At 62.8% G+C, this 23,624-nt stretch carries 16 protein-coding genes and 1 riboswitch; of the genes, 8 read left to right on the forward strand and 8 right to left on the reverse strand.

The genetic code is table 11. The annotated features are described in order from the left end of the window. The first annotated feature begins 98 nt into the window (after window positions 1-98). Complete coding sequence (ppa, locus tag ACVOLZ_RS12045; RefSeq protein ID WP_481511682.1) at window positions 99-644, forward strand: inorganic diphosphatase; 546 nt, start codon at window positions 99-101, stop codon at window positions 642-644. A gap of 161 nt (window positions 645-805) precedes the next feature. Then, a complete protein-coding gene (locus ACVOLZ_RS12050) occupies window positions 806-1,921 on the forward strand; it encodes an HDOD domain-containing protein (RefSeq protein ID WP_481516349.1) in 1,116 nt (371 codons plus the stop codon). Between the two features lie 318 nt (window positions 1,922-2,239). On the opposite strand, the gene ACVOLZ_RS12055 is transcribed toward ACVOLZ_RS12050, so the two are convergent. The 6 genes from ACVOLZ_RS12055 to thiC form a co-directional block, all read right to left on the reverse strand. Then, complete coding sequence (locus ACVOLZ_RS12055; protein ID WP_481516350.1) at window positions 2,240-5,113, reverse strand: TonB-dependent receptor domain-containing protein; 2,874 nt, start codon at window positions 5,111-5,113, stop codon at window positions 2,240-2,242. A gap of 61 nt (window positions 5,114-5,174) precedes the next feature. After that, window positions 5,175-6,077 (reverse strand): helix-turn-helix transcriptional regulator, encoded by a 903-nt coding sequence (locus tag ACVOLZ_RS12060; RefSeq protein WP_481516351.1) that lies wholly within the window; start codon window positions 6,075-6,077, stop codon window positions 5,175-5,177. 133 nt (window positions 6,078-6,210) lie between these two features. Then, window positions 6,211-8,484, reverse strand: a complete 2,274-nt coding sequence (locus ACVOLZ_RS12065; protein WP_481516352.1) for a winged helix-turn-helix domain-containing protein — start codon at window positions 8,482-8,484, stop codon at window positions 6,211-6,213. A gap of 241 nt (window positions 8,485-8,725) precedes the next feature. Beyond that, complete coding sequence (locus ACVOLZ_RS12070) at window positions 8,726-9,409, reverse strand: ion channel (protein WP_481516353.1); 684 nt, start codon at window positions 9,407-9,409, stop codon at window positions 8,726-8,728. A 56-nt stretch (window positions 9,410-9,465) separates the two neighbouring features. After that, a complete protein-coding gene (locus ACVOLZ_RS12075; RefSeq protein WP_481516354.1) occupies window positions 9,466-10,023 on the reverse strand; it encodes a DUF4136 domain-containing protein in 558 nt (185 codons plus the stop codon). Between the two features lie 139 nt (window positions 10,024-10,162). Then, window positions 10,163-12,037, reverse strand: a complete 1,875-nt coding sequence (gene thiC / locus ACVOLZ_RS12080; protein WP_481516355.1) for a phosphomethylpyrimidine synthase ThiC — start codon at window positions 12,035-12,037, stop codon at window positions 10,163-10,165. A 115-nt stretch (window positions 12,038-12,152) separates the two neighbouring features. Beyond that, window positions 12,153-12,254, reverse strand: a riboswitch (TPP riboswitch). Window positions 12,255-12,532: 278 nt separating this feature from the next. Between thiC and ACVOLZ_RS12085 the strand changes: the two genes are divergently transcribed. Continuing rightward, window positions 12,533-14,113 carry a BCCT family transporter gene (locus tag ACVOLZ_RS12085; RefSeq protein WP_481516356.1) on the forward strand — a complete coding sequence of 527 codons (1,581 nt, stop codon included), beginning with the start codon at window positions 12,533-12,535 and terminating at the stop codon, window positions 14,111-14,113. A gap of 268 nt (window positions 14,114-14,381) precedes the next feature. Here ACVOLZ_RS12085 and ggt read toward each other — a convergent pair whose 3' ends face one another. Then, window positions 14,382-16,085, reverse strand: coding sequence for a gamma-glutamyltransferase (gene ggt, locus ACVOLZ_RS12090; RefSeq protein ID WP_481516357.1), 1,704 nt, complete (start codon window positions 16,083-16,085; stop codon window positions 14,382-14,384). Window positions 16,086-16,357: 272 nt separating this feature from the next. Beyond that, window positions 16,358-17,182: an AfsR/SARP family transcriptional regulator gene (locus ACVOLZ_RS12095; protein WP_481516358.1), complete on the reverse strand. Its 825-nt coding sequence runs from the start codon at window positions 17,180-17,182 to the stop codon at window positions 16,358-16,360. A 645-nt stretch (window positions 17,183-17,827) separates the two neighbouring features. Here ACVOLZ_RS12095 and ilvC point away from each other — a divergent pair. The 5 genes from ilvC to ACVOLZ_RS12120 all read left to right on the forward strand — a co-directional run bounded on the left by ilvC (window position 17,828) and on the right by ACVOLZ_RS12120 (window position 23,601). Next, complete coding sequence (ilvC, locus tag ACVOLZ_RS12100; protein WP_481516359.1) at window positions 17,828-18,802, forward strand: ketol-acid reductoisomerase; 975 nt, start codon at window positions 17,828-17,830, stop codon at window positions 18,800-18,802. A gap of 38 nt (window positions 18,803-18,840) precedes the next feature. Then, window positions 18,841-20,568 (forward strand): acetolactate synthase 2 catalytic subunit, encoded by a 1,728-nt coding sequence (gene ilvG, locus ACVOLZ_RS12105; protein WP_481516360.1) that lies wholly within the window; start codon window positions 18,841-18,843, stop codon window positions 20,566-20,568. Continuing rightward, window positions 20,552-20,803, forward strand: a complete 252-nt coding sequence (locus tag ACVOLZ_RS12110; protein ID WP_481508604.1) for an ACT domain-containing protein — start codon at window positions 20,552-20,554, stop codon at window positions 20,801-20,803. Before ilvG ends, ACVOLZ_RS12110 begins: the two co-directional genes overlap by 17 nt. Before the next feature lie 195 nt (window positions 20,804-20,998). Next, window positions 20,999-22,051: a threonine dehydratase gene (locus ACVOLZ_RS12115; RefSeq protein ID WP_481516382.1), complete on the forward strand. Its 1,053-nt coding sequence runs from the start codon at window positions 20,999-21,001 to the stop codon at window positions 22,049-22,051. Further along, window positions 22,048-23,601 (forward strand): 2-isopropylmalate synthase, encoded by a 1,554-nt coding sequence (locus ACVOLZ_RS12120; protein ID WP_481516361.1) that lies wholly within the window; start codon window positions 22,048-22,050, stop codon window positions 23,599-23,601. Before ACVOLZ_RS12115 ends, ACVOLZ_RS12120 begins: the two co-directional genes overlap by 4 nt. Window positions 23,602-23,624 lie beyond the last annotated feature (23 nt).

Genomic DNA, 23,624 nt, shown 5'->3' on the forward strand with positions numbered 1-23,624 from the left:
CCAGAGAACGCCCTCGCGGCTGAGGTTTGGTGCGTCGCAATAGTGGTGCGCGTAGAATGGAGCTCTTTTTCAACCAACAACGATTCGGAGTCAGCGCAATGAGCCTGAAATTGGTCTCGCCGGGCAAGAACCCGCCGGAAGAAATCAACGTCATCGTCGAGATCCCGAAGGATTCGGAGCCGGTGAAGTACGAAATGGACAAGGAAAGCGGCGCGATGTTCGTCGATCGCATCCTGTCCACGCCGATGCGCTACCCCTGCAACTATGGCTTCGTGCCGCAGACCCTGTGCGGCGATGGCGACCCGGCCGACGTGCTGGTGGTGCTGCCGCTGCCGCTGGTCCCGGGCTCGGTTGTGCGTTGCCGCCCGGTCGGCGTGCTGAAGATGAGCGACGAAGCTGGCAGCGACGAGAAGATCCTCGCCGTGCCGGTCGCCAAGATCTTCAGTGGCTACGCCCACGTCGAAGACATCGCCCAGGTGTCCAGCCACTGGCTGGAGCGCATTGGCCACTTCTTCGAGCACTACAAGGATCTGGAAAAGGGCAAGTGGGTCAAGATCGAAGGCTGGGGCGATGCCGCCGAAGCCAAGCGCATCCTGGTCGAAGCGCACAAGAGCTACCTTGCCACCCAGGAACAGGACGTCTGATTGGCGCTGCGTGCGGCCGTAATACTCGGCCCTGCGTAGCGACAACCATCACGTTTTCCTGGTAGAGGGCATGACCCTTTGCCAGCAAGCAGCTACATTGACAGGCCGGTTTCCGGCCTGTTTTTTGTGCGGCTTTTGCGTTTTGTCCAAGGGGAAGTGTCTTGCGAATCCTGTTAGTCGGTGGCGAAGCCAACCTGTCGGCCGAGCTGCTTGAGTACGTCGCCGATCTGGGCGATGAGTGGGAAGTACAGTCGGTCCCGGATGGCAGTGCTGCCATTGTTGCGGTGTCCTCGGCCACCATCGACGCGATCATCGTTGCGCCGGTACTGCCCGACCTGGCCCCGGCCACCCTGCTCGGGCAGATCCGCACGCTGCGCCCGGAAACCATCCGTATCGCACTGATCGACGGCGACAACAATCAGCGCGTGCCATCGGCCCGCATCATTGGCGTGGCCCATCGTTTCCTGCCGCTGCCACTGGCCCCGGAGGTGCTGCTTGAAGCACTGACCAGCCTGGAGGAGCTGCGCGAACTGCTGGACAGCCCGCACCTGCGCCAGACCATCGGCCGCATCGAAAAGCTGCCCTCGCCGCCACACCTGTACATCAGCCTGACCCACGCTCTGGAAGAGGACGAAGAAAGCGACTCCGCGGAGATCGCCAAGCTGATCGCGGCCGACCCGGCAATCGCTGCCAAGGTGTTGCAGCTGTCCAACTCGGCGTTCTTCAACAGCGGCCGCGCCATCTCCGATCTGCGCGGCGCGGTCACCCGCCTGGGCATGGCCACCCTGCGCGACCTGGTATTGGCCAGTGAAGTATTCGCCCTGCCCGGCATGTCCGGGCCCGATCGCAACGCACTGCAATCACGCGCACTGATGGCCTCACGCCTGGCCGCCAAGATGCTGCCTGCATCCAGCGCCGAGCTGGGCTCCACCGCCGCACTGCTGGCCGACATCGGCCTGCTGTTGCCCGGCGTACGTGACGAACGCCAGCCCGCCGATGCCGATGACCCGCGTCCCGGCCATGCCGAGGCCGGCGCCTATCTGATGGGCCTGTGGGGCCTGCCGATGCCGATCATCGAAGCCGTCGCCTTCCAACTGCAGCCGGGGCGCTCCAATGTGCGCAGCTTCTGGGTGGCCGGTGCTGTCCACGTCGCCACTGCACTGGCCGCCGGTACCGCAGTTGATGAGCAGTATCTGGCCAATGTCGGCGTACTGCCCAAGCTGGAGCAGTGGCGGGCAATGGCCGATGAGCTGATGGGCGTGAGCCTCGAGGCCTGAGCCAAGGCCAGCGTGCACTGCACGATCAAGCATTGAAAGACAACGGCCGCATAGCGGCCGTTGTTGTTTCAGCGTGTCGAATGCAGCCGCCATGCGTACGGGACGTTGACCACCATTGCATCGTTCATCCCGGGTGCGCGGCGCTTACCCGGGCTACGGGCTCGGACTAAGTGGACTGACTGCACTTGACCATGCTTTCGCAGGCCGTTTATTGGCGATCAAAGCACGCCGCACTGATCCATCGACCGGTGAGCGCGCATAGAAAAAGGGTGGGCCTTGCGGCCCACCCTTTGTCATGCATCACAGTGCTTCGATGGATCAGAAGCGCTGGGTGTACTTCATGTACAGGAAGCGACCGATGTCGAAGCCGCCGTAGTACGGGAAGCTCGAGTTCGGTGCCGAGAACATGATCGGACCCTGGTGGTTGAACAGGTTGTTCGCACCGACGGCCACGGTTGCATCCCACGGCGCCTTCCAGCTGACCTGCAGGTCGTGGAAGGTGTTGGAGCCGGTCTTGCGGATGGCATCGCCTTCACCGTTAGCCATGTGATCCGGCTCGGTGCAAGGACGGTTGGTGACGCAGCTTTCCTTCATACCCGAGTAGTAACGGGCCATGTAGGACACGCCGAAGTCACCCTTCGACCAGTTCACGCCAACGTTGGAACGCACGCGGAACAGACCGGCTTCGCCAACGCGGCCGATGGTGATGTTGTCACCGTTGCCGTTCTGACCCTGCTCATCGTAGGTGGACAGGTAGCTGGTCTGCCAATCGATGTTGAACTGACCGATGGCCAATTCCGGCAGGCGGTACTTGACGCCCAGGTCGTAACCTTCGGTCTTCATCTCGCCCAGGTTGGCCAGGCCATAGGTCATGGCGCTGATGTGGCCGTCCGAAGCACGGGTGATGCCTTCGCAACGAGCAGCATTGCCCAGCACGTAGCAGTCACGCAGGATGCGGTCCACGCTGTCGCTGATGATCATGTCGCTGATCTCGTAGCGGTACCAATCCAGCGAGATGTCCAGGCCCTGCACCCAACGCGGGCTCCACACCAGACCAACGGTCTTGCTGGTGGAGGTTTCCGGACGCAGGTTGGCGTTGGCACCGGAGATGAACTGGTCCGGGGTGGCGCACGGGTACGAGGTGCACGGCTTCATGCTCTGGTCCAGCTGGGTGTAGCCCAGCGGAACGCCTGCATTGTTACAGGCAGCATTGCCATTGACGCTGTTGGTCGAGCCAATACCGCACGGATCGGTGTAGGTCTCGAAGCTGCTGTTGATGCCGCCGTACAGATCGTCGATCGTCGGTGCACGGAAGCCCTGAGCGTAGGTGCCGCGAACCAGCAGCTCGCTCATCGGACGCCACACGAAGCCGAACTTCGAGTTGAGGGTGTCACCGAAGTTGCTGTAGTCCGAGTAACGGCTGGCAACGTTGAAGCTCAGCTCCTTGGCGAACGGCATGTCGCTCAGGACCGGAATGTTCAGCTCCAGGTAGACTTCGTCCAGCTCGTACTTGCCCGAGGTGGTGGTCGAAGCCAGGCCGGTGCTCATGCCCGACTGCGCGAACGCGTCCGGTACATAGCGGCCCTGCTCTTCGCGGTGCTCAACGCCCATCGCGACACCCAGGTCACCGGCCGGCAGGGTCAGAACCGAACCTGCGATGTTGGCGGTGAAGCTGGTGGTCTTGGTCAGGCCGGTGTTGGTGAACTGCGGGAACAGGAAAGCCTGCGTGGCAGCATCGGCCAGCGAGCCCGGGCCAGCCACGCCGTACGGCAGCAGCGGGTTCCACGGACGGCAATCAGACAGTGCAATCGGGTTGGCAGCGGTACCGCACTGAGCCACGCCATCCTTGTTGATGAACGAAGCACCCAGGGCCTGCTCGGAAGCGATCAGGCTCATGTCGCCATGACCGATCTTGGTGGATTCGTTACGGTTCCACAGCGCACCGACGTCCCAGTCGAAGGTCTTGCCAGCGAACTCGAAGTAACCTTCGATGCTCGGGGCGAAGCGCAGGGTCTTCAGCTTGCTTTCGGTGGTGCGCGGCACTTCCCACAGACGACGACGGAAGGTGGTGTCCTTGCCCTTGTTCGGGTTGAACACGCTGTCGCCCGACAGCGGGGTGCCCATCGAGGTGGCCTGGTACGGGTAGCCAGCGATCTGCTGATCGGTGCTGCGCTCGTTGTAGATCACGTCCGCATTGAAAGTGATCGAGTCGGTCAGGTCGTAGTTGCTGTTGACATACAGCGACTTGCGCTCGATGCCGGTCTGCACGCCCATCTGCTGGTTGGCATTGACCGAATCTTCAGCGGTCTGCAGGCGGTAATCCGAACGGTTGGAGGGGTTGCCACCGTCCTTCAGGGTGTACCACAGCACATCCTTGTTGGCCACGTAACCCGGCTGACCCGGCTTGATGCCCGGGGTAGCGCACGGGTCGCAGAACGAACCCTTTTCATTGATCGCACTGGCGCCAGCACCCGGGTAAGCCGGGCCGGAGTTGCCGTAAGCACTGAAGTCACGGTCCTTGGCCCACACCGGCTTGGCCTTGTAGTACTCAGCGGCCATGGTGATGCCACCGCGCTCGCCCTGGGTACCGAGGGTCATCGAGTACTGGGTGGTCTCGCCGTCGCCTTCGCCGTACTGGCCGACATAGGCAGAAGCTTCGCCGCCGTCAAAGCGCTTGCGGGTGATCACGTTGACCACAGCAGCGATGGCGTCCGAACCGTAGATGGCCGAGGCGCCATCCTTCAGGATTTCGATGCGCTCAACCGCGCCCATCGGAATCTGGCTCAGATCCTGCATACCAGCGGTGGTGGCGCCCAGGCGCTTGCCGTTCATCAGCACCAGGGTGCGCTGCGCGCCAAGGTTGCGGATGTCGACGTAGTAGCCGCCCACGTTCTCGCCGGACGACAGCGACTGCGAACGCGAGATGGCCGGGGAGCCGGCCGAGGTCAGGTTCTGCAGAACGTCAGCAACAGAGGTGAAGCCCTGCTTTTCCAGTGCTTCGCGGGTCAGCGTGACGACCGGCTGCTGGGTTTCCATGTCAGCGCCGCGAATACGCGAGCCGGTGACTTCCAGGCGATCCAGAGTGGTCGCACCGGCAGCAGCTTCCTGCGCCGAAGCAAAAGAGGGGGTCAAGGCAATAGCAATGCCGGCCGGGAGCAAGCCCAACCGCACTGCAGAATTACGAAGCTTCATCAATCTCTCCAAAGAGCTAAACAAACGACAAAGTTAGCGGTGTGTTAAACACCCCTGAACGTTACGTTCGTACTGCCACCTTGGTTTTGCGCGAGCCATCCTTAATCTTTGCCGAATCTGGCCTCAACGCCAGTGGCGTCTCTCGATACTGCGTGGCCGACGCACCGAAACGTGCACGAAACGCACGCGCGAAGCTGCAACAGTTGTCAAAACCGCTGGCAGATGCCACTTCACCGATCATCATGTCGGTATCACGCAACAGCATCGCTGCGCGTTCAAGTCGCAACCGCGCCGACAAGGATTGCGGGCTCTCTTCATACAACGCCTGGAAGGTCTTGGACAGATACCAACTGGAGAAGTTGGTCAGCTCGGCCAGCTCGCCAATACGTACGACGCGATGGCTATTGCCTTCCAGATACATGCGCGCACGCTGCATGCGACCAAATACCTGTCGCTTGCGGATACGTGAGCGCCCCGGGCAACGCTGCACGGTGCCGGCGAGATCACGCTGCAGGGAGGCAAGGTGCAGCAACAGTGGACGCAGCTGGTGGATGGTTGAACCCGGCGCCTGCGCTTCGCGCCACAGGCGCAGCGCCAAACGCGCCTCAGTCAGGCTCATTCGGCCACGGCCGGTATAAACACTGCTATCAGCCAGTGTGCCAAGCATGCGCAAGGCATCGGCATCCAGACTGACACCAATGCACATGCCATCACGGCCAGCTTGGATCAGCGGGCGCGATTCCTTCTCGAAGGCGATCCACTCGCGCTGGCGCAAGCGGAACTTGCCTTCCTTGGATTCCACCCATGCGGTGCCACGCAGCTGCAGCCATACTGTGAATACCGTGCCCGAGGTCTGCAGGCTGCCCAATCGCGCCACGCCAACGCAAGCTGGACGCGGGCCATCCTCCGCGGGTTTTTCGAACGATACAGACTGACCACGATCCACCCACGAAACCTGCCGCATGTCGCACACCATCGTTTGCTCTTATTGAGCGAACGTTTTGCCAACTTTGGCGGCGCGGGTCAGGAAAGTCCGGCGAGAATGCTGCGAAATATTCCCGATATGGCTTACGAAAAATTTCCGAAGCCAATATTTCCTACGGGGACAACCACTTAGCCAACCCCATCACCCGGCGAGGCGCGCGATGCGGAATGCGCATCATCCCGATATCGGCATTGTCAGCGGCGGCCAAGGCGATGAAAACCGCACTTCCATCCGGTGCCAGGCTCACACCATTGCTCGCACTGAAGCGGCTCGCGTCCAGGCATTGACTGGCGCCATCACCGGCGATGGCGGTGAGCCGGCTACTGCAGTCCCGACTTATTTCCAGGTACTCCACTGCGCCATTGGCTGCCACGGCCCAAGCGCGATAACGCCAGCGGCTAGGCAGCTCAGCGTGTACGGCTTTCACACTGCCCGCGGCCAAGCTCGGCGCCACCTGCCAAAGACCGCCACTTGCCAATCGGGTGAACAGCACCCTTTGCCCAGCCTGGTCGTATCGCACCTGCGACACGCCCTCCAATGACGCCAAGCGCGTCCACGGCTGCTGGCTGCGGTCAAACAGGGTCAACGCCATCCGCTCGTCGTCGCCGCGTTCCACAACCAGCAGCGTATTGGGGGTAGGCCCATACACAGCCTGCAACGGCTCACGCGCTGGCACTGCCAGCTTTACCCAATGGCCCTCTTCCGGTGCCACTTCGTAAATGCCAGGTGCCCCGTCAGTATCACGTCCAGTCACCAGCAGACGCCGCCCATCGGCGGACCAGTCCATGGGCTGCCGCGCCTCGGGGCGCACCCCTTCAATCATCTGCAGAGAGGCCGGCTCATCCAGGCGCGCCCACCACAGTGCAAACGCACCAGACCGGTCCGAGGTGAAGGCCAACTGCGCACCATCGGGTGAGACCATTGGCTGGCCATCACGCGCGGAGGAAGCAAACAGGCGCTGCGCCGGCCCTGCTCCTGCTCCCAGCGGAATACGGTACAAGCCGAACTGCGGCTGGCTGCGCATGAACGCCAGATTGCCACCGCCACGCGACACCGCGGGGCTCTGTGCGTTATCAATACCCATGTCACGCAAGGCGCGCGTCGCCACATCCAAGCGATACAGGCGCGCCTCGCTGTCGATACGACGGCCGAACACCATTTCATCCGAGCCCAACCAACTCCAACCCCTGATTTCGGCGGCCTCGTCGGTCAAGCGCTGCGCATTGTTGCCATCGGCATCCATCACCCACATATCCCCCACCTGGGGATTGCGTACGAAACCGATCTTTTTCCCATCCGCCGAGTAGCGCGGTGCATAGTCGAAGTCGTCTGCACCAATCTCGTACTGCAACGAGGACCAGCGCCCTGATGCCAGGTCCAGACTGCGGATGCCGCGGCTCGCGTAACGACCGGTCATGGAACCAAACAGCAGGCTGGCGCCGTCCGGCGCCCAGTCAAAGCTGAGCATGTCTGTACCATCGCAACGCGTGGCCCGGCGCAGGCCGGTACCGGTTGCCGACACTACCAACACTTCACAGTCGCCCTGTGGCAGGAAGCGCGCAAAGGCGATATTGCGGCCATTCGGCGACCACACCGGGAAACGGTCCGAGGCCCCGGCAGGCGCTGCCAGCAGTGGCGTGGCGGTCGCATTGCTCACACTCTGTATCCACAGACTGGAGCGATTGTCGCGCTCGCGCGCGAACACAACCAACGCACCATCAGGTGAAAGTGAAGGATTTACCTCAACGTCTTCGGTCGCGGTAATCAACCGATAGGGGCGCGCAGGACTGCCCACCACCCGATTACCCTCGACAACCGTTGCATCCGCCTGCGAAGGCGTTCCACGCCCCCACAACAACCATGCCATCACCAGCGTGCTGAGCAACAAGGCAATGCCGATTGCCAGCAGGCCATAACGACGCACCTTGCGACGTTTGTAGCGTGCTGATTCGCGCGCGTCCGCAGACGCTGGATCAGCGACCGCCGCGTCAGTGCTCTCGAACGCATCAACAGTCGCAGTTTCCGGAGTCGACTCCCAAACCACCGCGGCAAGCAGCCGATATCCGGTCTTGGCGATGGTTTCTATATAAGGTGCACCCTCACCGGCCTCGGTTGCGGCGAACGCCTTGCGCAACTGGGTCACAGCCTGGGTCAGCACGTCATTGGTCGGCATGGTGTCCGGCCAGACCTCGGCAAACAGCTCGTCGCGGGTCACGACCTGGCCTGGCTTACGCGCAAGCGCCAACAACACCCCCACCGATTTCGGTGTGAGCCGCTGAGTCTTGCGTGTCCCTGGCAGATGCACCTCGCGAGAGGAAAGCACCACCAGACACTCACCGACGCGCAGTCGGTCAGAGCTAGGTTTTTCGGTGGGGTTCGTTGCCATCGCGGTCTTTCAAAATCGCTGGCGGACACCAATCCTGTGTCCAGCTTTCCGGGTCCAACCCCTTACAAGCCGCCAAGTTCCGCAAAAGGCATCAACGCACAGAGCAAATGTTTTATCTGGAACAGATATTACTCTAACGAAGTTCCCCACGTGCCAAACGTGGACGACATCAGGCTCTCTCTCGCCGACGAAATTACATAATCAGCTGCATGATTCGCGCCTTCTGGCGCGATTTTTTTATCTAGCGTTCAGTTTTCTCTGCCTTGTAGATGGTCAGGCCAACCAGTCTTGAAACCACCAACGCAACGTACATAACGCCTGCAAACTGCTCCAGCATCACCAAAGCACGTGCCTGCGGATGCACAGGAACCACGTCACTCAGGCCCACCCCTGACAACAAGCTGAAGCTGAGATAAAGCAACTCAACCCAGCTCCTGAAATCGCCTTCGCTGGTGGCTACGAAACTGCCTGGATAGACGTGCTGGCACACTGAATAGGCAAACGCGAACGCCCAAGCCAGCAAGGTAAAGGTGGCGCCAGCGGCAAACAACTCGTCGCGTGTCACCTTGTGGTCCTGCAGCATGTAGGCAATCAAGCTGCATGAGGTATAGAAGTACAGCAGGCTCTCGAAGGCCTGCGCCACCGCGATCAGCGAATGGCGCCCCAACAAGGCACCGGCGATCGAGAACACCACCGCCGGAATCGCCAGCGTCAACGCCAGCCACAGCAGCAACGGGCTGCGCCGCACCACCCATACCGCCAACCCCAGCACCAGCATGCCGAACGCACCGAACAGCGCGCGTCCGGCCGGCATATGCTCCATCGCCGGGTAAAGCAGTACGCCGAGCAACTGCACCGCCAGCAACCACGCCGACGGGTGCCTGCGCGCCATCACGATCCATCTCAAGCGCGAGTGCATACGCATCCCTTCATTGCCGGTGCCGAACGGTGTAGTTGAACCAAGTCCCGCAGGCGCGGAGCTCAGGGGGTGGGGCTAGCTGCCATCCCGGCTCGATACGGATAGGTGGCAAAGATCGCCGCCACCGCCGCATCGATCCGCTCGCCACGCTGTTCCGGCTTCAGCCGTCCGACCGTGCCGACCGCAACGCCTTCCCAAACCAGTTGCTTCTTCCGCACATCCACCACGTCCACGTTCAAGGTGCCTTCCGTGTACTGACGTACATCAGTGCGGTCGCGCCAGTACGGCACGGCAACATAGCCGCGGGCGCGGTAGCTGTAGTAATAGTCGTAATCCACTTCCGGCATCGTGGTGACCTGGGTCTTGTCCTGCAGATAGGCGTTGAGGTTCACCCACAGGTCCGGATTGGCTTCATCGAAGCGGTAACCGCGTGACTCCATCTGTGAACGCACCGCCGCGCGGATGCGGTTGCTGGTGATGGTGGTATAGCCGTGCTGCTCAAGCGCCAGCGGGCTGAAGAACGCGAAGCTGCGGTAGCTTGAAAAATCGGCAGTAGGATCTGCCTGGCTGGCGACGCGCGGGGTGCTGGCGCAGGCGCCCAGCAGGAGCAACGTGGACAAGACGAAAAACAGAGCAACAAAGCGAAGTTTCATGGTCTACCCCTGGTGTGGACGGCTGCACGCTACCACGTCCGTACCCGCGCTGGCGTCAAGCAGTGGCCGGGGCACCCGCGTGGATGCCCCGCCCCGACTCACCGGCCTATTCGACGCGATAGACCTGCGCGCCCTGTTCGCGGAACTGTGCCGATTTCTCGGCCATCCCAATCGCCAGCGCCTGCGCCTCATCCAGCCCCTGCTCGGCGGCGTACTCACGCACATCCTGGGTGATCTTCATCGAGCAGAAATGCGGGCCGCACATCGAGCAGAAATGGGCCAGCTTGTGCGCATCCTTGGGCAGCGTCTCATCATGGAACTCCTTGGCCTTCTCCGGATCCAGACCGAGGTTGAACTGATCTTCCCAGCGGAACTCGAAGCGCGCCTTGCTCAAGGCGTTGTCACGGACCTGCGCGCCAGGGTGGCCTTTGGCAAGATCGGCGGCGTGTGCAGCGATCTTGTACGCCATGATGCCGTCGCGCACATCCTGCCGGTTGGGCAAGCCCAGGTGCTCCTTCGGCGTCACGTAGCAGAGCATCGCAGTGCCATACCAGCCGATCATCGCCGCACCGATCGCGCTGGTGATGTGGTCGTAACCCGGCGCGATATCGGTGGTCAGTGGCCCCAGCGTATAGAACGGTGCTTCACCGCACTCCTGCAGCTGCTTGTCCATGTTCTGTTTGATCAGCTGCATCGGCACATGGCCAGGGCCTTCGATGATGGTCTGCACATCGTGCTTCCACGCTATCTTGGTCAGCTCGCCCAGCGCTTCCAGCTCACCGAACTGCGCCGCGTCATTTGCATCGGCAATGCAACCCGGGCGCAGGCCGTCACCGAGACTGAAGGACACGTCATAGGCCTTCATGATCTGGCAGATGTCTTCGAAGTGCGTGTAAAGGAAGTTCTCCTTATGGTGCGCCAGGCACCACTTGGCCATGATCGAGCCACCACGCGAGACGATGCCGGTAACGCGCTTTGCCGTCAGCGGAACATGTCGCAGCAGCACGCCGGCATGTATGGTGAAGTAGTCCACGCCTTGCTCGGCCTGCTCGATCAAGGTGTCGCGGAAAATCTCCCAGGTCAGCGCTTCGGCGCGACCATCCACTTTTTCCAGCGCCTGGTAGATCGGCACGGTGCCGATCGGCACCGGTGAGTTGCGCACGATCCACTCGCGCGTCTCATGGATATGCTTGCCGGTAGACAGATCCATCACCGTGTCACCGCCCCAGCGGATCGCCCACACCAGCTTCTCCACTTCCTCGGCGATACCGGACGACACCGCGCTGTTGCCGATGTTGGCGTTGATCTTGGTGAGGAAGTTGCGGCCGATGATCATCGGCTCGCACTCGGGGTGGTTGATATTGTTGGGCAACACCGCGCGGCCGCGCGCGATTTCATCGCGTACGAATTCCGGGGTGATGATCTGTTGGATGTTGGCACCAAAGCTCTGCCCCGGATGCTGCGCAAGCAGACCGGCATCACGCACCGCGTCCAGCCGCTGGTTCTCGCGGATGGCGACGTATTCCATCTCGGGGGTAACGATGCCACGGCGCGCATAGTGCATCTGGGTGACGTTGGCAGTGCCGATAGCCCGACGCGGTAACGTGCGCGCGGGAAAGCGTACCGCGTCGAGCTTCGCATCGTGCTGACGGCCGCGACCGAACTCGGAACTGAGCCCGGCCAACTGCTCGGTATCGCCACGCTCCTCGATCCAGGCTGTGCGCACCGCCGCCAGCCCAACTGCCAGATCGATATTGGCCTGTGGGTCCGTGTACGGGCCGGAGGTGTCATACACGGTGACCGGATGATTCTCCTCGCCGCCGAACAAGGTTGGCGTGCGGGTCAGCGCGATCTCACGCATCGGCACCTGCAGATCCGGGCGCGAGCCGGCGACGAAGATCTTGCGCGAACCGGGGATCGGCCGGGTCACCGACTCGGAGAGTTGCTGGGCCTGTTGCTGCAGGCTGGGCTGTGCGTTCATTGGCATTCGTCCTGTCTATCCACACGCGGGGTGCGAAGGCCACGCGAGGGATTCGCATGACGGAACGAAGCGAAGGCGTACGCCAGCCGGCCCTTGCCCATAGCGGGCACAGCGACTGGCGGCACACGAAGCTTCCCTACGCCGGTATGAGCCGGATCAGGTTCGAAGGGTATGTCTCAACCGCGACCCAATGGTCACGGTACCCCCGCTTCGGGCGTCATTAGACCTGCAATCGATGGGAAAGCCAAGCCAGCAGGAGCGTCGGTCAACGGGCTGCAGCTACTGCCAGCAGGCCTTGCCTTGCACAACGTCACAAGCCACTAACGTAGTCGTGACGCGCCATTCAGTAACATCCCGCGCAGGCTCGTTTCGAATGACTGCCTTGCGGCGCTTGCCGCCCCTCCTTTCCCGGCCCGGCACCATGGTGCCAGCCGGCTGTCCTGCAAGCTCAGGCTCGCTCCCCTCAATCACTCACTTGATCGGAGAAGCTCCTTCATGGTGTTTCGTATTTCCATTGCACTGGTCGCGCTACTGGTGCTCATTGCCGGCCTCGCGCCCGGCCCCTTCAACGACGTGGTACAGGCCGCGCTGGCCCAGGTTGTGCGTGGCGCTGGCTGGATGTACCTGCTGATCGTGTTCCTGACACTATCTTTCCTGCTGTACCTGGCGTTCGGCCGCTTCGGCAGCCTGCGCATCGGCGGCGAAGACGCCGAGCCGGATTTTTCCCGCGCCAGCTGGCTGTCGATGCTGTTCGCCGCCGGCATGGGCATCGGCCTGGTGTTCTGGGGCGCGGCCGAGCCGATATCGCATTTCGTCACCCCACCGGAAGGCCTGCCGCCGCAAAGCATGGATGCCGCCCGCGCCGCGATGCGTTATTCGTTCTTCCATTGGGGCCTGCATCCATGGGCGATCTATGCGCTGATCGGGCTGGCAATGGCCTGGTTCCAATACAACCGCAACGGCCGCGGCCTGATCAGCGACATGCTGCAACCGGTCATCGGCCGCCATCATCGCGGTTGGATCGGCAAGCTGGTGAACATTGCCGCCGTGGTTGCCACCGCAATCGGTGTCGCAACCACGCTGGGGTTCGGCACCATCCAGATTGCTGCCGGCCTGCAACGTGTGTTTGGTGTTACCGCAGGCGTGCCACTGCAGATGACCGTTATCGCCATCGCCTTCGTGCTTTACATGCTCTCCACCACCAGCGGCGTGGACCGTGGCATCAAGTGGTTGTCCAACTTCAATCTGGCGCTGGCGGCATTGCTGCTTGCCGCAGTGCTGGTGCTCGGCCCAACCGGCTTCATCTTCGACACCTTCACCACCACGCTGGGCGCCTACCTGAACCAGCTGGTGACGATGAGCCTGCGCATGTCGCCCTTCTCTGGCAGCACCTGGGTCGCCGATTGGACCATCTTCTACTGGGCTTGGTGGATCGCCTGGGCGCCGTTCGTGGGCTCATTCATTGCGCGGGTATCACGTGGCCGCAGCGTGCGCGAGTTCGTGGTAGGAGTGGTGCTGGCGCCTACCCTGCTCGGCTTCCTGTGGTTCTCCGTGTTCGGTGGCACCGCGCTATGGGCGCAGCTGTTTGGTCAGGCCGATCTGGTCCAGGCGCTGGGCAATGGCTATGAAACGGTATTGTTCACGCTGTTCGACAACATGCCGGCCTCGTTGCTGCTATCGGGGCTGGCGCTGGTGCTGCTGGTCATCTTCTTCGTCACCTCCGCCGACTCTGCGGTGCTGGTACTGGCCAGCATGTCCACCGATGAGGCCGGCGATCCACCGCTGTCACGCAAACTGGTATGGGGCATTGCCGTTGCCCTGATCGCCGCAGCATTGCTGCTCGCAGGTGGGCTGGATGCACTGCAGGGCATGATCACCATCGCAGCACTGCCGTTCGCGTTGTTGATGGTGCTGGTGATGATTTCGCTGTACCGGGTACTGGACGCCGAGCACAACCGCCAGCGTCGGCTCGCACAACGCGCGCGACACATGATGGAGGCATGGATCGAACGCGAGCAGGCAGCGCAGGAAGAAGCGCGGGCAGTCACTGAGCGTTCGTCAGGTCTGGACAAGTAGATGGGAGCTGTGAATTGCCGTGGTGGATGTGGCTTGCTTGGCATCCAGCTGCGCAATGTGGCTGAACAATTGGGTGGTAAGTGTGGCAGCGAAGAGCTACCCCTCCCCAACCCTCCCCTTCGCTGCGCGAAAGGGAGGGAGTAGAAGCGGCTCCGTCGCCATCTTGTAGATCGCCAAGAACGGTCCCCTCCCTTTCGCGCAGCGAAGGGGAGGGGTGCTTTGGCTTTGGCTTTGGCTTTGGCCCTGCCACAACCACAAGAAGCGAAGATCAGTACCCCGCCGCCTGCCCATCCTTGCGGCTTTCCGAGGCGCCGTAGTAAACGCCGCTCTCCGGGTCGCGCATGATCGCTTGGTAGCCGCCATAAGGGCCGTCGGCAAACACCACACGATGCCCCTTGCGCATCAGGCTGCGCACCGTCTCATAGGCAAAACCGGTTTCAAGATTGACCTCGCCGCCGTCGCGCATCGCCGTGGCCTGCCCGGTCGGCTCGGTGGAACCTTCATGCTGGATGCGCGGCGCATCGCCGGCTTCCTGCAGGTTCATGCCGAAGTCGACCAGGTTCATCACGATCTGCGCATGCCCCTGCGGCTGCATTGCACCACCCATCACGCCGAAGCTGGCGAACGGCTTGCCATCCTTGGTGATGAAGGCCGGAATGATGGTCTGGAACGGCCGCTTGCCCGGTGCATAGCCATTGGGATGGTCCTTCTGCAGCACGAACATCTCGCCGCGATCCTGCAGGATGAAGCCCAGTCCCGGCGGCGCCATGCCGCTGCCCATGCCGCGATAGTTGGACTGGATCAGTGACACCATCATGCCGTCGGCATCAGCCACGGTCATGTAGATGGTGTCGCCCTGCTCCAACTGCCTGGGCGTGCCCGGCTGCACTTCCTTCAAGGCCTTGTCCATCGAGATCAGCGCGCGGCGCTGTGCGGCGTACTCTTTTGAGATCAGCCGCTGCACTGGCGCCGGCGAGAATGCCGGGTCCGCGTAGAAACGGGCACGATCGGCGAACGCCAGCTTCTTGGCCTCCACGAACAGATGGATGTGTTCGGCCGAGCCAAAGGGAATCTTCGAGAAATCGTAGCCCTCCAGCACATTGAGGATCTGCAGCGCGGCGATGCCCTGGCTGTTCGGCGGCAGCTCCCACACGTCATAGCCGCGGTAATTGCTGCTGACCGGATCGACCCACTCGCCTTGGTGGGCGGCCATGTCCTCGTAGCTCAGATAGCCGCCATTGGCCTTGAAGTAGTCACCAATCCCGCGAGCGATGTCACCTTTGTAGAACGCATCACGGCCGCCGTCAGCAATCTGCTGCAAGGTGTCTGCAAGATTCGGATTGCGCCACATCTGCCCCTTGCGCGGCGCGTGCCCATCGATGGTGAACTGCTCCTTGAAGCCCGGATACTGCGACAGCTTGGGCACCGAGCGATCCCAGTAGTAGGCGATGACCTCCGATACCGGATGCCCTGCGCGCGCATAGGCAATTGCCGGCGCCAGATTCTCGGCCATCGGCTTGCGCCCGAAGCGCTCGTGCAAGGCGAACCAGCCATCTACCGCGCCGGGTACCGACACCGGCAGCGGCCCGGTCGCTGGAATTTCCTTCAAACCACGCCGCTGCAACTCCGCCAGCGTCAGCGAGCGCGGAGAACGGCCCGAGCCGTTGTAACCATGGAGCTTCTGCGTCTTGGGGTCCCACACGATCGCGAACAGGTCACCGCCAATGCCATTGCCGGTCGGCTCCATCAATCCCAGTGCAGCGTTGGCAGCGATGGCCGCGTCCATCGCCGACCCACCCGCCTTCATCACGTCGAGCGCGATCTGCGTGGCCAGCGGCTGCGACGTGGCCGCCATCGCATGCGGCGCGATGACTTCCGAACGGGTGGCAAATTCATGACCAGTGATACGGTCTGCGGCAAACGCCGCTCCCGCCACAGTGGATAGAGCAAGCAACAACGCGGTACGCAGCATGGCGGGCAACCAACAAGGGAATGGCTGGACGATAGCCCAGCCACCGTATCGACGCACGCCTTGCGCATGCGCCTCGTACTGTACTCCCCGTCACCCAAGTGCTCAAACCAGCCAAGCTGGACCGCGGGCATCGGACTGTCTTTGTGGGAGCGGCGTCAGCCGCGAAACAGGGACATCATCAGACGAAGAGGTTCGAGCAACCTCAGCTTCGCGGCTTACGCCGCTCCCACAGTAAGACAGCAAGCTTGCAGACCACCGCCTGCACCCCAGCCCTACATCCGCGCAGACGCCATTCCAATCAAGCCGACTGCCTCGTGTCCGCCGCTGGGCCCACTGCTGATCTGCTCCAGCAGGCCGCGCGTCTCCTGGCCTGGATCCAGGCCCAGCTCCTGCCGCAGTACCGATTCGAATCGCTGGTAGACATTGAGCGCCGCAGCACGCATACCCCTGCCGGCATGAGCGCGCATCACCCGCCGGGTATGTGCCTCATTCCAGGGATCACGCTGACTCAAGGCATTGGCCAGCTGTACCGCGGGCTCCCAACGCGCTGCTTCCAGCATCTCATCGCAGCAGCGCGCCGCCGCATCGAGCAGCTGCGCGTCCAGCAATTGCCGGGTGCTCGCCAGCCAGCTCTGGAAGTTGGAATCGGCTATGTCCTCCATTCCATCCAGGAACACCCGTTGCTCGGCCATCAGGTGGACTGACTCACACGGTGTCTGCTGCAGCAGATCGACATCGAACAGTGGCTCACTGCCGCGCATCAGACCAACCGCAGAGCGCTCGATGCGCAGGATGCCCTCCCCCAAAGCCAGGGTGCAGAAGCGATTGAGGTTGCTCAGCACCTGGCGCAGATTGGTCAGGGCACTGGTCTCACCCAGGTTTGGCCACAACAAGGCCGCCAGTGCTGCCCGCGAATGCATGCGGTTGGACTCGATCGCCAGGTAGCCGAGCAGGGTCCAACCCTTTCGATAGATCAGCGGTGCAGGCAGCCCAACCCCTTGGCCCATCAGCTGCACCAGACCTGTCGTCGGCTCGCCACTGGCTCCGTCACAGCGGTGTGCGCCTGCACACGTGATGTCCTGTCCTGTTAACTGCATCATGGCTTCCTTCCTCCGGCAGGCCCAGAAAAGAGCCTCTTACTTCCTAAACCGGCAAAAGCGGCGCAATCCAATCACCACCGGGCAATATTTTTCTCCCGCGCCAATCCAAGCCCCCCGGATTGGCCCGAATCCGCGCAATCCAGCCTCCGCCGTTGATTGAACCTGTAGGTTTCAGCCGCAACCATGCCGCCACGACGGGGCTTACGCACCGAATCCAGAAAATCACACCTGCAAGCGTTGACACGCACCTGCCTGCGGTGGTTATCTCGACTAATGCTGCAACGCCACAACACCACCGCCAACACGCTTTCGACCCCGGCTCACGCCGCGGCGTCGCTGCTTGTACTCGTACTTATTACCGAACCTACAGGGGCGGGACGAGCTGGCGCGTAGCAGAAAATGCCAGATTCGAACAAAGACCCCGCACCGGCCCCGGCGCGGGGTTTTTCGTTTCCAGCTTCTATTTCATCTGAAACCATGTACCCGACCCCAGACACCTCCAACAAACACACCGCCAACGCCGCCTGCCGCAGCGCTGCGACCTGCATGGTGTCTGCCCCGCCCGCCCCGGCCGCTGCGTCCTGACGCAACGGCCGTTTTTATTTCTGCCTGACTCTCTTCATTGCAAGGAAACCAAGCACCATGAGCACCAACGAACTGCCCCAGATCAAAATCGCCGTCGTCGGTTACGGCAGCCAGGGCCGCGCCCATGCCATGAACCTGCGTGAATCCGGCTTCGACGTAGTTGTCGGCCTGCGCGCCGGCGGCCCCACCGAAGTCAAGGCGCAGGCCGATGGCTTCACCGTCAAGAGCCCGGCCGAAGCGGTCAAGGACGCCGACCTGGTCGCCGTGCTGACCCCGGACATGGTGCAGAAGAAGCTGTACAACGAGGTGCTGGCACCGAACATGAAGCAAGGCGCCTGCCTGCTGTTCGCACACGGCCTGAACGTGCATTTCGGCATGATCGAGCCGCGCGCGGATCTGGACGTGGTGCTGGTTGCACCCAAGGGCCCGGGCGCACTGGTACGTCGCGAGTATGAAATCGGTCGCGGCGTGCCGTGCATCTACGCGGTCTACCAGGACAAGAGCGGCAAGGCCGAGCAGTTCGCACTGGCCTATGCGGCTGGCCTGGGCGGCGCCCGCGCCAACATCATCAAGACCACCTTCAAGGAAGAGACCGAAACCGATCTGTTCGGCGAGCAGGCCGTGCTGTGCGGTGGCGCTTCCTCGCTGGTCCAGGCTGGCTTCGAGACGCTGGTGGAAGCCGGTTACCAGCCGGAAATTGCTTACTACGAAGTGCTGCACGAACTGAAGCTGATCGTCGACCTGTTCTACGAAGGTGGCATCACCCGCATGCTGGAGTTCATCTCCGAGACCGCGCAGTACGGCGATTTCGTCAGCGGCCCGCGCGTCATCGATGCCTCGGTGAAGGCACGCATGAAGGACGTGCTGACCGACATCCAGAACGGCACCTTCACCAAGAACTGGGAAGCCGAGTACGAAGCCGGTCTGCCGAACTACAAGAAGTTCCAGCAGGCCGACAAGGAACACCCGATTGAAAAGGTTGGCAAGGAACTGCGCGCCAAGATGGTTTGGCTGCAAGGTCAGACTGCGTAATCCGCGGTCCCCCACCCGCAACAGGCAAAGGTCGCTGCATGAACACTTCCACCCCCGGTGCGCCCCGTAACGGCGCACGCTGGCTGACGCAGGCTCTGGAAGCCGAAGGCGTGCAAACGCTGTTCGGTTACCCGGGCGGCACCATCATGCCGTTCTACGACGCATTGGTGGACTCCAGCCTCAAGCACATCCTGGTACGACACGAGCAGGGCGCGGCGCTCGCCGCCAATGGCTATGCCCGCGCAAGCGGCAAGGTAGGCGTATGCGTGGCCACTTCCGGCCCGGGTGCGTCCAACCTGGTCACCGGCATTGCCGACGCCATGCTCGACTCGGTACCGATGGTGTGCCTGACCGGCCAGGTTGGTACGCCGCTTTTGGGTACCGATGCGTTCCAGGAACTGGATGTGTTCGGCATGACCTTGCCGATCGTCAAGCACAGCTGGTTGGTGCGCAGCGTCGACGAGCTACCGAACGTGGTTGCTGAAGCCTTCCGTGTCGCCCGCGAAGGGCGGCCCGGTCCGGTGCTGATCGACCTGCCCAAGGACGTGCAGCTGGCCAATGCCGCACATCTGCCCGATCACGTGCCGGCCTCGGTCGACCCGATTCCGGCACCCGCGGCCGAGGCACTGGCCGAGGCACTGGCGGCAATCGCACAGGCCGAAAAGCCGGTGATCTACGGCGGCGGCGGCATCGCCCTGGGCGATGCGGTCGGCGAGTTCCGCCAGTTCGTCGAAGCCACCGGCATCCCCACCGTGCTGACCCTGCGTGGCTTGGGCGCGCTGCCCGCCAACCACCCGCAATACCTGGGCATGCTGGGCATGCACGGCACCCGCGCCGCCAACATGGCGGTGCAGGATTCGGACCTGCTGATCGTGGTCGGCGCGCGCTTCGACGACCGTGCCACCGGCAAACTGGCCGAGTTCGCTCCGTTTGCCCGCGTCATCCACCTGGATGCCGACATCTATGAAATCTCCAAGCTACGCGGCGCGGACATCTCGCTGCCCGGCAATGTCCGCGACGGCCTGTTGGCGTTGACCGGCGAGCGCGCCAACTGCAATACCTGGCGTGCCCGCTGTGCCGCCAACCGCGAGAAGTTCAGCGCCCGCTACGATGCACCGGGCGAGCAGATCTACGCCCCGCGCCTGCTGAAGCGACTGAGCGAAGTGGCCCCGGCGGACACCGTCATTGCCTGCGACGTCGGCCAACACCAGATGTGGGTTGCCCAGCACTGCCGCTTCAACCACCCGCGCAACCACCTGACCTCCGGCGCGCTGGGTACGATGGGCTTCGGCCTGCCGGCAGCGATGGGCGCGCAGTTCGCCTGTCCCGATCGCACCGTGGTGCTGGTCTCCGGTGATGGCAGCTTCATGATGAACGTGCAGGAGCTGGTGACCATCGCCCGCTGCAAGCTGCCGATCAAGATCGTGCTGCTGGACAACTCCTCGCTGGGCATGGTCCGGCAGTGGCAGGAGCTGTTCCACGCCGAGCGCTACAGCGAGATCGACCTGTCCGACAACCCGGACTTCGTTGCCTTGGCGCAGGTATTCGGTATCAAGGCCAAGCGCATCGTCGACCGCAATGATGTGGAAGACGGTCTGGCCGAGCTGTTCGATTGCAGCGGCCCGATGCTGCTGCATGTGTCCATTGATGCACGCGCCAACGTGTGGCCGCTGGTGCCGCCCAACAACGCCAACAGCACCATGCTGGACAGCAACCCAGCCCATGCCAAGGCAGCGCAGGAGAGTTCCAATGCAATACCGGCTTGACCTGGTGCTGAAGCCTGCCGAAGGCGCGCTGGTGCGCGTGATCGGCATGGTCGAACGGCGCGGCTTCGCCTTCAGCAACATCGCCGGCAACCGCAATGCCGACGATGCCGGCCGCTGGCACGTGCAGATGGACATCCATGGCACGCGCCCGCCGGAAACCCTGTGCCACCAGCTGCAGAAGGTCTACGACTGCGAGTCCGTGCGGCTGGTGCCGGTAGCAGGTGCCAGCGTATGAACGTACGCCGCGGGAATGGGGAATGGGGAGTAGGGAATAGCAGGTTCCAGCGAGCGGCAGCTCTGCGTGCACAACGGAGGCGTCTTCTTCAATGCCCCTCGGTACTCCTCCATTCTCGATTCCCGGCTCCCGATTCCCGGCAGAAAAATGCCTGACCGTGGCCGCGCCGTCGCAGTTGCAACACCCGCTGACGCGTTGAACGTCAGCGTTGCCGACGTATTGGCCGCGCAGGCACGCCTGCGCCGTTTTTTGCCGCCTACCCCGCTGCATTACGCCGAACGCTTCGGCACCTGGCTCAAGCTCGAAAACCTGCAGCGCACCGGCTCCTACAAGGTGCGTGGTGCCTTGAACGCGATGCTGGCTGCACTGGAGCGCGGTGACGAGCGCCCGGTGATCTGCGCCTCGGCCGGCAACCACGCCCAAGGCGTGGCCTGGGCCTCGCACCGCTTGGGCGTGCAGGCGATCACGGTGATGCCGCATGGCGCACCGGCCACCAAGATTGCCGGCGTCCAGCATTGGGGCGCCACCGTGCGCCAGCACGGCAACAGCTACGACGAAGCCTTCGCCTTCGCCCGTGAGCTGGCAGAACAGAACGGCTACCGTTTCCTGTCCGCCTTCGACGACCCCGACGTGATCGCCGGGCAGGGCACGCTGGGCATCGAGCTGGCACCGCATGCACCGGACGTGGTGATCGTGCCGATCGGCGGCGGTGGCCTGGCCTCCGGCGTCGCCCTGGCCCTGAAGTCCCAAGGCGTACGCATCATCGGCGCGCAGGTTGAAGGCGTGGACTCGATGGCACGCGCGATCAAAGGCGATGTGCGCGAAGTTGATCCTGTGCCAACCCTGGCCGATGGCGTCAAGGTCAAGATTCCAGGCTTCCTTACTCGTCGCCTGTGCGCCAGCCTGCTCGACGACGTGGTCATCGTGCGCGAAGCCGAGCTGCGCGAAACCCTGGTGCGGCTGGCGCTGGAAGAACACGTCATCGCCGAAGGTGCTGGCGCACTGGCGCTGGCCGCAGGCCGCCGCGTTTCCGGCAAGCGTAAGTGTGCGGTGGTATCCGGCGGCAACATCGATGCCACGGTATTGTCGACCTTGTTGTCTGAAGTACGCCCCAGCCCACCACGCAAACCTCGACGGCGTAACGCCGAACGACTTAGAAGCCGTGTCGTTGCATCGACACAGCGCAGTTCCAAATCCGAATCCCCCAAAATTTCCGTTACCGCCGCAGTCGAGGAGACCCTCTGGTGAATACTCCAACCAACAACACCCCGCGAATTACCATCTTCGACACGACCCTGCGTGACGGTGAGCAATCACCCGGCTGCAGCATGACCCCACCACAGAAGCTGGTGATGGCAAGGGCGCTGGCGGAACTCGGCGTGGACGTGATCGAGACCGGTTTCCCCGCAAGTTCGCAGTCCGACCGCGAAGCCATGGCCCTGATCGGCCGCGAGGTACGACAGCCGGTCCTGGCAGTGCTGTCGCGCTGCCTGGCCGGCGATATTGAAACCTCACTCAAGTCATTGGAAGCCGCAGCGCGCCCGCGCCTGCACGTTTTCCTGTCCACCAGCCCCCTGCATCGTGAGCACAAGCTGCGCATGAGCAAGGAGCAGGTGCTGGAATCGGTGCACAAGCATGTGAGCATGGCGCGCGGCTATCTGGATGACATCGAGTTCTCCGCCGAAGACGCTACCCGCACCGAACTGGACTTCCTGACCGAAGTCACCCAGGTCGCCATCGCTGCCGGTGCGCGCACCATCAACCTGCCCGACACCGTTGGTTTCACCACGCCGGAAGAAATCCGCGCGATGTTCCAGCACGTGATCGGCAATGCCGCCGGTGCCGACAAGGTCATCTTCAGCACCCACTGCCATAACGATCTGGGCCTGGCCGTGGCCAACTCGCTGGCCGCCATCGAGGGCGGTGCGCGTCAGGTGGAAGGCTCGATCAATGGCATCGGCGAGCGCGCCGGCAACTGCGCGCTGGAAGAAATCGCGATGGTGCTGAAGGTGCGCAACGCCTTCTACAACTTCGACACCGGCTTCGACACCCAGCGCATCGTTCCTACCTCGCAGCTGCTGCAGCGCCTGGTCGGCATGCCGGTCCAGCGCAACAAGGCCATCGTCGGCGCCAATGCCTTCGCCCATGAATCCGGCATCCATCAGCACGGCATGCTGCGCAACCGCAACACCTACGAAATCATGCGTCCGGAAGACGTGGGCTGGGAGTCCTCGCAGATGGTGCTGGGCCGCCACAGCGGCCGCGCCGCGGTCGAAGCACGCCTGCGTGCGCTGGGCTATTGGTTGGAAGAGGAAGAGCTGAAGCTGATCTTCGAGCAGTTCAAGGCGCTGTGCGAACAGCAGCGCGTGGTCACCGACGCCGACCTGCAGACCCTGATGCAGGGAACCTCCAGCAGCGACGGCTACCGCCTGGCCTCGATGACAATCAGCGACGTCGGCAGCCGCGCCAATGCGCTGGTCGAACTGTCCGATCCGGAAGGCAACCGCGTCGCCGAAACCGCGCAGGGCGACGGCCCGGTCGATGCCTTGTTCTCGGCATTGTCTGCGGCCACCGGCGTGCAGCTGACCCTGGACAGCTACCACGTGCACAGCGTCGGCATCGGCGCCGATGCGCGCGGCGAAGCCAACCTGAGCGTGCGTCACGAAGGCGAGATCCTCGAGGGCACCGGCACCAGCCGTGACATCATCGAAGCCAGCGCGCTTGCCTGGCTGGATGTCACCAACCGCCTGCTGCGCCAGCGCGAAAGCAGCACCACCGAGGAAGCCGTCAGCGCCTGAGCGCGACGGCAGAACATAGGCAA

It is taken from the genome of Stenotrophomonas sp. STEN020, assembly GCF_056760195.1.